This window comes from Xanthomonas arboricola pv. juglandis, assembly GCF_001013475.1.
Lineage (GTDB): Bacteria > Pseudomonadota > Gammaproteobacteria > Xanthomonadales > Xanthomonadaceae > Xanthomonas > Xanthomonas arboricola.
Genome location: NZ_JZEF01000005.1, coordinates 339,417 through 352,375 on the forward strand (window position 1 = coordinate 339,417; position 12,959 = coordinate 352,375).

The 12,959-nt window shown below is 65.2% G+C and carries 7 protein-coding genes; 1 reads left to right on the forward strand and 6 read right to left on the reverse strand.

The features are described 5' to 3' along the window. Nucleotides 1-136: 136 nt before the first annotated feature. Nucleotides 137-865 carry a hypothetical protein gene (locus tag XARJCFBP2528_RS18660; RefSeq protein ID WP_039514302.1) on the forward strand — a complete coding sequence of 243 codons (729 nt, stop codon included), beginning with the start codon at nt 137-139 and terminating at the stop codon, nt 863-865. 227 nt (nt 866-1,092) lie between these two features. On the opposite strand, the gene XARJCFBP2528_RS18665 is transcribed toward XARJCFBP2528_RS18660, so the two are convergent. The 6 genes from XARJCFBP2528_RS18665 to ligA form a co-directional block, all read right to left on the reverse strand. Further along, nucleotides 1,093-3,570 (reverse strand): membrane-bound PQQ-dependent dehydrogenase, glucose/quinate/shikimate family, encoded by a 2,478-nt coding sequence (locus tag XARJCFBP2528_RS18665; protein WP_047124981.1) that lies wholly within the window; start codon nt 3,568-3,570, stop codon nt 1,093-1,095. 194 nt (nt 3,571-3,764) lie between these two features. Continuing rightward, entirely contained in the window at nt 3,765-6,476 is a 2,712-nt protein-coding gene (gene gyrA / locus XARJCFBP2528_RS18670) for a DNA gyrase subunit A (RefSeq protein ID WP_016903850.1), read from the reverse strand. Between the two features lie 209 nt (nt 6,477-6,685). After that, a complete protein-coding gene (gene mtnA, locus XARJCFBP2528_RS18675; RefSeq protein WP_016903849.1) occupies nt 6,686-7,750 on the reverse strand; it encodes an S-methyl-5-thioribose-1-phosphate isomerase in 1,065 nt (354 codons plus the stop codon). A 722-nt stretch (nt 7,751-8,472) separates the two neighbouring features. After that, the gene (locus XARJCFBP2528_RS18685) at nt 8,473-9,159 is read right to left on the reverse strand and encodes a DUF3011 domain-containing protein (RefSeq protein WP_016903847.1); all 687 of its coding nucleotides are present in this window, start codon (nt 9,157-9,159) and stop codon (nt 8,473-8,475) included. A 156-nt stretch (nt 9,160-9,315) separates the two neighbouring features. Beyond that, nucleotides 9,316-10,278, reverse strand: a complete 963-nt coding sequence (gene epmA / locus XARJCFBP2528_RS18690) for an EF-P lysine aminoacylase EpmA (RefSeq protein ID WP_016903846.1) — start codon at nt 10,276-10,278, stop codon at nt 9,316-9,318. Next, complete coding sequence (gene ligA, locus XARJCFBP2528_RS18695) at nt 10,275-12,800, reverse strand: NAD-dependent DNA ligase LigA (RefSeq protein WP_047124982.1); 2,526 nt, start codon at nt 12,798-12,800, stop codon at nt 10,275-10,277. The genes epmA and ligA overlap by 4 nt, the downstream gene beginning before the upstream one ends. Nucleotides 12,801-12,959: the final 159 nt, after the last annotated feature.

Consider the following 12,959-nt stretch of genomic DNA (forward strand, 5'->3'; position numbering starts at 1 on the left):
CCTTTGGTCAGGGGGCGCGAGAGCTTCCGGCTTCGGGTTGCAAGCGAGGACATCGTTGCCCATCACATTCTCGACGATTGCCCTCAAGTCCGCCGCGTGCGGGCCGACAAGGTATGCAACGTTTCGAGGGATCTCCATGGGCATCTTGATCTACCTGGTGCCTGCATTCGCGCTCTGGGCGCTGATTGCCACCGTGCTGGCGTTCGTGCGTGGCCGGCAGCTGCGCGCCGAATCCGGCCAGCTCGCCAGCACCCAGGACAGCCTTGCCCGCTACCAGGCTGCGCTCTCGCAGGCGAAGGCGCGCGCGGCCGCCAGCGTGCTGGAGCTGGAATCGTTGCAGCGCAGCTACACCGTCCTCAAGCAATCGCTGGAGCAGCAGGAACAGACGGCCGCCGAACAGGCGCCGGCTGCCGACAGCCAGGTGATTCCGATGGTGATGGTGCAACGGCTGGATATCGCCAACGAGATCGGCACGTTGTTCGCGCACGTCGCGCGGGTGGCACGCAGCCTGCGCCGCTACAGCGCTTACAGCCGCGGCCACACTGCGCCGGAACCGGCCACCGCCCGCTACGATCTGCATTGGCTGGCCGATTGCCTGCACAGCTTCGACCAGATCGGCTATGCCCTGTTGCGCGGCAACGTCGCGGCGCTGATCACCGCCTGCCAGGATCTGCTGTCGATGTACGACCATTATCTGAAGGACGGGTCCGGCTACAACAGCCGCGACACCTTCCAGCGCCTGAGCAGCGATGTGCCGCTGTCGGATGCCACCGATGCCATCCGCTCGATCATCGTCAAGGCGACGCTGGCGCAGGATGTGCGCGATGCGGTGATGGAGGATGCGGTTGCGGCTAACGTTGGGTGAGTCGGGAATCGGGAATCGGGAATCGGGAATCGGGAATCGTAAGAGCGTGGGTGCGGGGTTCTGTTGGGTCAACAGGTAGATGCATGCTGTTTGACCGCTTCCCGATGCAGCGACTGCTGTGATGCGATTGCAGATAAAAAAAGCGCACCGCTTGCGGTGCGCTTTTTCGTTTCAGGCCTTGGGAATGGCCGGCTTGCCTTGATTGGCGGGTTTGGTCGCTGCCTGCGTCATGGTGCCTGCTGCGGCAGCGCGTAGGCCACCACGGCATCGCCTGCGGGCGTTTCCATGAAGTGGTGGCCGCCGGCCATGATCACCAGATACTCGCGGCCGTTGTAGGCGTAGACCATCGGGTTGGCCTGGCCGCCGGCCGGCAGCTTGGCGTGCCACAGCTCCTTGCCGGTGGCCAGATCGACGGCGCGGATCAGGTCGTCGGTGGCTGCGGCAATGAAGATCAAGCCACTGGCCGTCACCACCGAGCCGCCGTTGTTGGGCGTGCCGATCTCGATCGGCAGACCCGAGCGGATGCCGAACGGACCATTGCCGCGCGCGCTGCCGAACGGGCGGTCCCACAGCGTCTTGCCGCTGGCCAGATCGATCGCACGGATGCCGCCGTACGGCGGCTGCTTGCACAGCAGCTTGGTGAACGGCAGACGCCAGCCGGCGTTGACGTTGATCGCATACGGCGTGCCGGCCTGCGGATCGCCCGCACCTTCCGCGCCACCAGCATCGCCGCGCACTTCATCGCGCGGTGCCCAGCCCAGTTTGTCGGCCTTGGCGCGCGGCACCAGCAGGTTGTAGTTGGGCATGTCGTTGTAGTTGGCCACGATCACGCCGCGCTGCGGATCCACCGACACGCTGCCCCAGTCCGAACCGCCGTTGTAGCCGGGGTATTCGATCGAATGGCGGTCGGCTTCCGGCGGCGTGTAGATGCCCTTGTAGCTGGCCTTGCGGAACTGGATGCGGCAGACCAGCTGATCGATCGGCGTCATCCCCCACATGTCGCGCTCGGTCAGATCCGGCTTGCGTAGCGTGTGGTACAGCGAAAATGGCTGCGTCTTGGCACGCATCTGCGGCTCCACGCCACCGCCTGGCACTGCGCGTTCTTCCACGCCCACCAGCGGCTTGCCGGTACGCCGATCCAGCACGTACAACTCGCCCTGCTTGCTCGGCAACAACACCGCCGGCACGTTGACGCCGTCCTTGGGGAAGTCGATCAGGCTCGGCTGCGAGCCCAGGTCGTAATCCCACGCATCGATATGCGTGGTCTGGAAATTCCACACCGGCTTGCCGGTGGTGACATCCAGCGCCACCAGCGAGGTCGCATAGCGATTCTCCTGCGGCGTGCGCGAGCTGCTCCAGTAATCGGCGGTGGAGTTGCCCATCGGCAGATACACATAGCCCAGCTGTTCGTCGGCCGCGGCGGTGGTCCACATGTTCGGCGTGCCACGCGTCCAGGTCTGGCCCGGCGGCGGTGCGCCGTTCCAGTCCGGATGGGTCATGTCCCAGGCCCAGCGCAATTGGCCGGTCACCGCATCGAAGCCCTCGATCACTCCGGACGGCTCGTAACGCTTCTGTCCGTCCAGCACCTGATGGCCGGTGACCACCACCCCGCGCACGATGGCGGGCGGCGAATTGATCGACACATAGCCCGGCGGCGTCTGCCCCATACCGAGGGTGATATCGACCTGACCGTTGTTGCCGAAATCCGTGCACGGCTGGCCGCTACGCGCATCCAGCGCGATCAGGCGGCCATCCAGCGTGCCTTCGATGATGCGCGTGCGGCACAGCGGCGCCCCATCCGTTGCCATCGTTGCGGCGGCCTCGTTGGCTGCCGCCGGCACCTGGTAGTACGACACGCCACGGCAGGCGGCGGTATACGGAATCGCCTCGTCCTTGACCTTGGGATCGTAGCGCCAACGCTCCTTGCCACTGGCGGCATCCAGCGCGATCACCTGATTGCGCGCAGTGCACAGATACAGGCTGTCGCCCACCTTCAGCGGCGTGGTTTCCGCACCCCAGCGCTTGCTCGGCAGGTCGCCGGTGTGGAAGACCCAGGCCTGCTTCAATTGCGCAACGTTGTCGCGGTTGATCTGCTGCAGCGGCGAATAGCGCTGCCCGGCCTGGCTGCGTCCATACGCGGCCCAGTCGTCGTCGGCAGGCGCATTGCCCGGCTGCCCGTCGGCGGCGGCCGGCGCTGCGGACGCGCTGCGCTTGACCAGACTAGCGGCCATGCCGGCGGCGTGTGCCAGCGCGCCATCGGCCTCGGTCACCCCAAACGGCACGAACGCCAGCGCGAAGGCCACCACGAACACCGCCGCCAGAACGCCGGCCACGCTGCGCGATACCGCACGCGATACCGGGCGCTCCAGTTTCGGCAGCAGCAGCGCCAGCACGAATGCCAGGCCGACGATCAAGCCCAGCCGCGTTACCCAACGCCAGTAGTCGCTGCCCGATTCCCACCACGTCCACGGCAACGTCGCCGCCACCACTGCGGCAAACCACCACGCGCCCGCATTGCGACCGCGAAACAGCAATACGCCGGCGATCAGCAAGGCCACGCCCACAGGCGCGTAATACCAGGAGCCGCCCAGCGCGGCCAGCCACACGCCGCCTGCCAGCAGCACGGCGCCCAGCACTCCAATCACGCCTCCCAACGTCGCCAGCGCCCAGTGGCCGCGACGGGAAGGACGATGCAATGTCGTCATCAGTTGTTCCTCTTCGATCTGCGGCGACGCAACGCCGCCACACCGCCCCCAACCTTCGACCCGCCGCGGTGAAAAAACCGCGTTCTTTGCGAACGCCGCCGAAAAACACTGCGTTGCAGATGTCACCGCGTGCAATAAAAGACGCCGGCTGTGCGCCGGCGTTTTTCTTCAGCTGCGTTGCTCGCCAGGTGCGATCACGCTTCGGTCGGTGGCAGGTCGCCTGGACTTGCTGCCGGTGCAACCGCTGCATCGTCCAGCACATCCTCGGCCTCATCCAGCGATGCATCCAGGCGTTCGACCGCCTGCAGCTTTTCGCCCTTGGACAAGCGGATCAAGGTCACGCCCTGGGTATTGCGACCCACGCGCGAGATCTCCGAACCGCGGGTGCGCACCAGCGTACCGCCATCGGAAATCAGCAGCACTTCGTCGGTGGCGCCCAGCAGCACCGCACGCACCAGCTTGCCGTTTCGCTCGGTGGTCTGGATGCCGATCACGCCCTGCGTACCGCGGCCCTTGCGCGGGTACTCGGTCAGCGGGGTGCGCTTGCCGTAGCCGTTCTCGGTGGCGGTGAGGATGTAGGCCATGTCGTCGCTCTCGGCGACGTCGATCACCTCTGCCTCGACACCGTCCGTGCTCTCCACCACATCCTCGACACCCTCGTCCTCGACATCGCCTTCGATGCCGCCGGCACGCTCGGCCACGATCAGGCTGACCACCTCTTCGCCCTTGGTCAGACGGATGCCGCGCACGCCGGTGGCGGTACGGCCCATCGAACGCACGGTGGATTCGCCAAAGCGCACGGTCTTGCCGTTGGAGGCGAACAACAACACGTCGCGATCGCCATCGGTCAAGGCCACACCGACCAGCGCATCGCCCTCGTCGAGGTTGATCGCGATCTTGCCGCGTGCCAGGCGGAACGCGAATTCGCTCAGCGGGGTCTTCTTGACCGTGCCGTTGCGCGTGGCAAAGAACACATAGCGGTTGTCGGCGTATTCGCGCACCGGCAGCACCGCCTGCACACGCTCGCCGGGTTCCAGCGGAATCCAGTTGATGATCGGACGGCCACGCGCATTGGATCCGGCCTCCGGCAACTGGTACACCGGCAGCCAGAACACCTTGCCGCTGCTGGTGAAGGTCAGCAGCGTGTCGTGCGTGTTGACCAGCCACAGCTGGTCGATGAAATCCTCTTCCTTGGTCGCCGCCGCAGACCGGCCACGGCCACCACGGCGCTGCGCACGATACGCGCTGACCGGCTGGCGCTTGGCATAGCCGGCATGCGAGAGCGTCACCACCACGTCTTCCGGCGAAATCAGGTCCAGGATGTCCAGATCTTCTTCGCTGTGACGGATCTCGGTGCGGCGTTCGTCGCCGTACTCCTCGCGGATGTTGATCAGCTCGTCGCGGATCACCTGCAGCAGCACGTCGGGGTTTTCCAGGATGCGGATCAGGCCCTGGATGACCTCGAGCAACTGCTTGTACTCGTCAGTCAGCTTTTCCTGCTCCAACCCGGTCAGGCGATGCAGGCGCATTTCCAGGATCTGCGAGGCCTGCACTTCACTGAGCTGATAGAAGCCGTTGGCCAGGCCCACGCCCGGGGCCAGATCTTCCGGCTTGGAGGCTTCGGCACCGGCGGCGCCCAGCAGTGCGCCGACCAGACCCGGTTCCCAGGTCTTGGCCAGCGTGCGCTCGCGCGCTTCCTGTGGGTTGGCCGAGGTCTTGATCAGCTCGATCATCTCGTCGATGTTGGCCAACGCGACGGTCAGGCCTTCCAGCACGTGCGCACGCGCACGCGCCTTGCGCAGTTCAAAGATGGTGCGGCGGGTCACCACTTCGCGGCGGTGGCGGATGAACGCCTGCAGCATCTGCTTGAGGTTCATCAACTGCGGGCGGCCGTCGATCAGCGCCACCATGTTGATGCCGAACACCGACTCCATCTGGGTCTGCTGATACAGGTTGTTGAGCACAACCTCGGCCGACTCGCCGCGCTTGACCTCGATGTAGATGCGCATGCCGTCCTTGTCGGACTCGTCGCGCAGCTCGCTGATGCCTTCGAGCTTCTTTTCCTTGACCAGCTCGGCGATCTTCTCGATCAGCCGCGCCTTGTTCACCTGATACGGAATCTCGGTGACGATGATCGCTTCGCGGCCGTTGTCGGCCACTTCCACATCGGCCTTGGCGCGCATGCGCACGCGGCCACGGCCGGTGCGGTAACCGGCAGCGATGCCGGCGGTGCCGTTGATGATGCCGGCGGTGGGGAAATCCGGGCCGGGGATGTATTCCATCAGGCCTTCGACATCCAGCTCCGGCGTGTCGATCAAGGCGATGCAGGCGTTGATCGCCTCGGTCAGGTTGTGCGGCGGGATATTGGTGGCCATGCCCACCGCGATACCGGCCGAGCCGTTGACCAGCAGGCTCGGGAACCGGGTCGGCATGACCGTCGGTTCCTGTTCCTTCTCGTCGTAATTGGGCTGGAAATCGACGGTTTCCTTGTCGATGTCGGCCATCAGCTCATGCGCCAGCCGCGACATGCGCGACTCGGTGTAACGCATTGCCGCGGCGGAATCGCCATCGACCGAACCGAAGTTACCCTGGCCGTCCACCATCATGTAGCGCAGCGAGAACGGCTGCGCCATGCGCACCAGCGTGTCGTACACCGACTGGTCGCCGTGCGGGTGGTATTTACCGATGACGTCGCCGACGATACGCGCCGACTTGAAGTAGGCCTTGTTGCTGTGTGCGCCCAGCTCATGCATGGCGTACAGGACGCGGCGGTGCACGGGTTTGAGGCCATCACGGGCATCGGGGAGTGCGCGGCCCACGATCACGCTCATCGCGTAATCGAGATAGCTCTTGCGCATCTCGTCTTCCAGATTGACCTGGATGATTTCCTTGGCGGTTTCTGCCATTCGGGTTCCGTAAGTGAGGTGGCGGGCGAGCCGGAAAGCCGCGTCGGGGGCGCCCTGACAACAGGCTGCCGACCCCACGCTCCCGCCGATCGATTCAAGCCCCGGATTGTATCACGAAGGGGCACCACGATGCCGCCGGTTTACCGGCCAGAAACAAGCACTTGCAGGATTTTGACGGGACGATGCGGCGATAGTGCGCCGCACTGGCCTCAGCCGCCGAACGCCGCCTGCATGCGCGCCAGGTCCGGCTGCGCGATCACCCCGCGTTCGGTGACGATCGCATCGATCAGGCTGCCGGGGGTGACATCGAACACCGGGTTCCAGGCATTGATGCCATCGGCCACCGTGCGCACACCGCCGACCCCGAACAATTCGCCCGGGTCGCGCTGCTCGATCTCGATCTGATCGCCGCTGGCGGTGTCCATGTCCACCGTGGACGACGGTGCCACCACCATGAACTTGACGCCGTGGTGGCGCGCGGCGATCGCCAGCTGATAGGTGCCGATCTTGTTGGCGGTATCGCCGTTGGCGCAGATGCGGTCGGCGCCGACGATGACCCACTGCACCAGCCCGGACTTCATCAGATGCGCGGCGGCCGAATCGGCGATCAGGGTCGCGTCGATGCCATCCTGCTGCAGCTCCCACACGGTCAGGCGCGCGCCCTGCAACCACGGCCGGGTCTCGCCGGCAAACACCTTGGCGATGCGCTGCTGCGCCATGCCGGCGCGGATCACGCCCAGCGCGGTACCGAAGCCGGCGGTGGCCAACGAACCGGTATTGCAATGGGTCAGCACGCCGCTGCCGGTCTCGATCAACGACGCACCGAGCGCGCCCATATGCCGGTTGGCCGCCAGGTCTTCATCGGCGATGGCCTGCGCCTCGCGCGCGATCACCTCGCGCCAGTCGGCGCCGGCAGCGCCCAGCACGCGACGCATGCGCATCAGCGCCCAGGCCAGGTTGACCGCGGTCGGACGCGCGGCATTGAGCCGCAATAGCGCCGGCTCGAGCTTCTGCAAGGCCGCACTGCCGTCGTCGGCAGCGATGTCGCGCGCCGCCAGCACCACGCCCCACCCGGCCGCAATGCCGATCGCCGGCGCGCCGCGTACGGCCAGCGAATGGATCGCCTCGGCCACGGCATCGCTGGTGTCGCAACGCACATGCTCGACCACGAAGGGCAGCTTGCGCTGGTCGAGCAGTTCCAGGGCATCGCCCGTCCACAGCAGCGGGCGGATATGGTCGTAGCGGGCGTAATCGATATGGGCGCTGTCGTTCATCCGGACATTGTAAGGCGCGCGGGCAGCCCAGTCAGTGGCCGCATCGCTCAGCCCGCTGGCGATGTCGCAAACCGAGCTGGTCGAGTGCGCGACGCCCTCACCGCTTGCGGGACACGCCGTGAATCCGTCCGTGGAGGCTCCTTGGCGGCATCCATGCCGCCAAGGGTCCTGCAACCGGCGAGGACACCGCACCAGAGAGTTGGCCGGCCGCTTCTTGAAAGCCTGTTGCGCAGCCTGCGCGAGGCGGATGAGAAGTTGGCAGGTGGCGTGTTGAACGCCTTTCTGTTGCTAGGCTTGCAATGGCAAGGCAAAGAGAAGCTGGCCGACGCACAGTGCTCCAACCAGCGCACGTCACGCCCTGCCTGCACCACGCACACCGACCATCCCGACGGGTCCTTGTCCGCCTACCGTCGCGGGACCTGACGCGGCATGGATGCCGCGTAAGAGCCTACAGGGACGTACTTGCGGCGTGTCCCGCGATGGTGGGCGGGCAAGGGCCCCGCAGCCACGCCGCAGCTCGCCCGCTCCACACCCGACGCATACGCACCCCGTCCAATCACATCTCAAGACAACTGAGAGTTTGAGCTTCAGCGTGGTCTGGATGTTCCAAGCAGAGCTGGTTGAGGGCTAGACACCCTCACCAACCTGGTCGCGTGCTGACGGGGGCCACGGCACCGGCTACGCCCACCTATGCGATGGAGAGCAGCGGTTTCGTCAGTCCATCAGTCGACGATGAACTCGGCGCGGCAGCCGTCGTTGACCCACACGCCGTCGCGACTCCAGCCCCAGGTCTGGCCTTCCACGCATTCCTTCTTGGAGATCTGCCGGCCCACACGCACCTGGCGCTCCACCGAGATCCCGCAGGTGCGGCGCGCGCCCTTCTTCGATTCGCAGGTCACCATGCGTGGCATGGCCACGAAGCCGGAACCGTCCTCGGCAGCGACCTCGAATTCGCCATCGCAGCCGCGCGAGACCCAGATTTCGTTACGGCGCGCGCCCCAGCTGCGGCCTTCCTTGCACGGCCACACCGAGCGCTGGCGCAGCAGGCGCACCGGCGCACCACGCAGCACCACCGGGCACACCACCTTGCCGCCGTTGGAATCGCAGCGCACCACGCGGCGCATCTGCGGAGCGCTCAGCACCCGCGCGGCCGCGAACTCCGCACGGCAGCCCTGTTCGACCCAGACGCCATTGCGTTCGATGTCCCACTCGCTGCCACGGATGCAACTGGTCTCGGACAGCTGGCGTACCAGCTGGACGCCGTGCTCGGTGTCCATCGCACAATGCACGCGCGCCATGTCCTTGGACTCGCAGCGCACCACGCCGGCGGCGCGATCCGCCGCACGCGCATCGGCCAGCATCAGCAGCGGCAAGCACCACAAACCGCATAAGCTGATCAGCCACTTCATGCCGACAATCCTCACCCAAACACACTCTGCGCCGCGCCCCCGTGGACGCCACGATGAGAGCATCATCGATGTGAAGATAGCAATACGGTGGCGATGACAGCGGGATGGCAACCGGCGCGCGCCCGGTGCCGCGCAGACACTGCGCACCGCCGTGGGTCAGGCGCGGGCGAACGCGAACGCCAGCACATCGGCAATCTGCGTGGTGTCGCGCATGGCCATCAACAGCCGGTCCACGCCGACCGCCACCCCGGCGCAATCGGGCAGTTGCGACAGCACTGCCAGCAGCCGCTCATCCACCGGCAGCTGCGGCAATCCGCGCGCCGCACGCACTGCGTTGTCGCGCATGAAACGCGCACGCTGCTCCTGCGCATCGTTGAGCTCGTGATATCCGTTGGCCACCTCGTAGGCGCCCAGATACAGCTCGAAGCGTTCGGCCACCGGCGGGTCGTCGTGGCGGATGCGCGCCAATGCGCATTGGCTGGCCGGCCAGTCGTGCACCACGGTCAGCGTGTCGCTGGCAAAGCCCGGCTGGAGCCGATGGGTCATCAGCAGATCCAGCCAATCGTCGCGGGTCAGGCCCTCCGGATCGATCGCGACATCGTGCAGCGGTGCGCGCAGCGTTTCGATCGAATCGCGCAACGGGTCGATGCCCAGCGCCTGCACGAACAGCGCGCGATAGCTCAGCACCTGCACCTGCGCCTGGCGCCCGACCAGCGCAAGCGCGCGGCGCACCAACTCAACGGTCTCCTGCGCCAGGGCGCGATCGTCCCAGCCCACCCGGTACCACTCGAGCATGCTGAACTCGGGGTTGTGGCGGCCGCCGGCCTCGCCATTGCGGAACACCCGCCCCAGCTCGTAGCAGTCGCCCACCCCGGCCGCCAGCAGCCGCTTGAGCGGATATTCCGGCGAGGTGCGCAACCAGCGCACCGGCGCGCCGGCATCGACATGGCCGCTGAAGCGCGTGCTGAAACTGTCGATATTCGGCTCGGTATTGCCGGCCTCCGACAGCACCGGCGTCTCCACTTCCAGCACGCCGCGCTCGGCGAAGAAATCGCGGATCAGCGCGTTGAGCCGCGCGCGCAACCGCAACGCGTCCAGATCGACCTGCGTCGCGGTCATGGTTGCTGGCCGTGCTCGCCGAGGAAGGCCAGCAAGCGCGCCTCGTCCCAGATCTCCACGCCCAGCGACTGCGCCTTGTCCAGCTTGGACCCGGCTTCTTCGCCGGCCACCAGAAACGCGGTTTTCTTGGAGACGCTGCCGGCGACCTTGGCGCCCAGCGCTTCCAGCCGTTGCTTGGCCGCATCGCGGGTGAGCGCAGCCAGGGTCCCGGTGATCACCACGGTCTGGCCGTCGAGCGGGCCGGTTTGCAGCGCGTCGGCGTCGGGCAGACGCGACAGCACCTTTTCCATCGCCTGCTGCGCAGCGCTTGCCAAGGCCGCATTTTCCGGCCGCTCCAGCCATTGCAGCAGCGACGCCACCACCGGCGCGGGAACACCGGCCTGCAACAAGGCATCGGACCCCGCGCTGCGCAGCGCATCGAAGGAGGCCACCGCGGCAGCCAGCTGCTGCGCACGCACGGGCGTCACCTTGGGGATATCCATGTCCTGCAGCACGCTGGCAAAGCTCAGCGCCTCGCGCAGTTTAGGTGATGGCGGATGCGCATCGCCGATGCGCACGCCACGCTGCAGCAGGTCGTCGATGGCCTGCTGATTGCCGGGCTGGTCGAAGAAGTGCCCGAGCGAGCGCGCCACCTCGCCACCGATGTCGGGCACGCGCTTGAACAGCGGCCACGGCAGATGGCGGATCAACGCCAGATCACCGAACCACGCCGACAAGGCCTTGGCGGTGCTCTCGCCAACATGCTCGATGCCGAGCGCGAACAGAAAACGCTCCAGCGTGGTATCGCGCGATTGCTCGATCGCCTCGATCAGGTTTTCCGCCCACTTGGTGGCGATCTTCTTGCGGTTCCAGTCGAACGCCGGCAGCCCGGCGCGCAACAGATCGGCCTGCCAGGTTTGCGGCGCCTCGCGCTCGCCGGCCAGGTCCACACCGATGCCGACCACGGTGTTTTCCAGCTGGCCGTACGCACCGCTGGCCAGATGCTCGCGCGCCTCGCGCAGGAACGCGTGCGGGCTTTCGGCAGTGCTGATCATGCGCAATTGCAGCAGCTGGTCCACGTTGAGCAGATACAGATCGGCCACGCCCTGCACCACGCCGCTGTCGACCAGCACCTCGATGAATTTTTCGCCCAGGCCATCGACATCCATCGCGCGGCGCGAGACGAAATGCCGGAACGCTTCCTTGCGCTGTGCCGGGCAGGTCAGCTCGCCGGAGCAGCGCCACACCGCCTCGCCTTCCTCGCGCACGATCTCCGACCCGCAGACCGGGCATTGCGTGGGCATCTGCCATGACTGGGTGCCGGGCGGCCGTTGCTCGGCAACCACGCCAGCCACTTCGGGAATCACATCGCCGGCACGCCGCACGATCACCGTATCGCCCACGCGCACATCCAGCCGCGCGATCTGGTCGGCGTTGTGCAGCGTGGCGTTGGTGACGACCACCCTGGCCACGTGCACTGGCTTCAGCCGCGCCACCGGCGTGGCCGCACCGGTACGGCCGATCTGGATCTCGATCGCCTCCACCGTGGTGGACTGCTCCTGTGCCGGGAACTTGTGCGCGATCGCCCAGCGCGGCGCGCGCGAGACAAAGCCCATCTCGCGCTGCCCGGCCAGATCGTCGAGCTTGTAGACCACGCCGTCGATATCGAAGGGCAAGCCGTCGCGCGCCTCGCCGATGCGTTGGTAGTACGCCAACAGGCCGTCGCAGCCCTGCACCACCTCGACCAGGGCGCTGACCGGGAAACCCCATGCGCGCAACTGCGCGAGCATTGCTGAATGGGTTGACGCGACACTTTGCGGAATCTCTTCAAAGAGGTCTTGCTCCACCTGAATGAGCCCTACCCCATATGCAAAAAAAGAAAGAGGGCGTTGAGCTGCAATACGGCTATCTAGCTGACGTAAAGAACCTGCCGCTCCATTTCTCGGATTAGCGAGAAGTTTTTCACCCCGAGCCATAGCCCGCTTATTAAATTCAGCAAATCCAGTCCGTGGCATGTAAACCTCGCCGCGGACCTCCAAAACGGCTGGAACGTTACTGCCCCTCAACCTCAATGGAACTGATCGTATTGTTCGAATGTTCTCACTGACATCTTCACCAACAACGCCGTCACCACGGGTCACACCTTGAACAAACTCACCTAATTCATAACGCAAGCTGATTGCTAGACCGTCGAACTTTGGTTCGACAGAAAATTTGAGTGGGCTCGAACCATCTATACGACGCAAAATCCGATCGACAAAATTTCTTACCTCAATCTCATCAAATGCGTTCGCTAGAGAAAGCATAGGGATTGAGTGTCTAACTTTTACAAATGATTTTCGAACAGCGCCACCGACTCTCATGGATGGCGAGTCAGCCGTGATCAGCTCTGGATACTCCTGTTCCAGTTCTTGTAACTCTCTAAAGAGCTGGTCGTACTGAGCGTCTGTAATTTCAGGATCTGCAAGCTCGTAATACCGGTGATCAGCATTCTCGATACGCCGCCGAAGCTCTCGTGCCCGTTCGATCACACTTTTTTCCATCGTCTTAACCAATCACCTCTTCAAGATCTCTAATTCTATCGCTCCGCACGGCGTGGGCGTGTACTAAGGACGCTGATAGACGCATTAGTTGGCGACACCAGTGCACTTCTTGCCTAAGTCTCGGACACTGCTTCGCCGTTTCTGATGCCTCGAGCACCA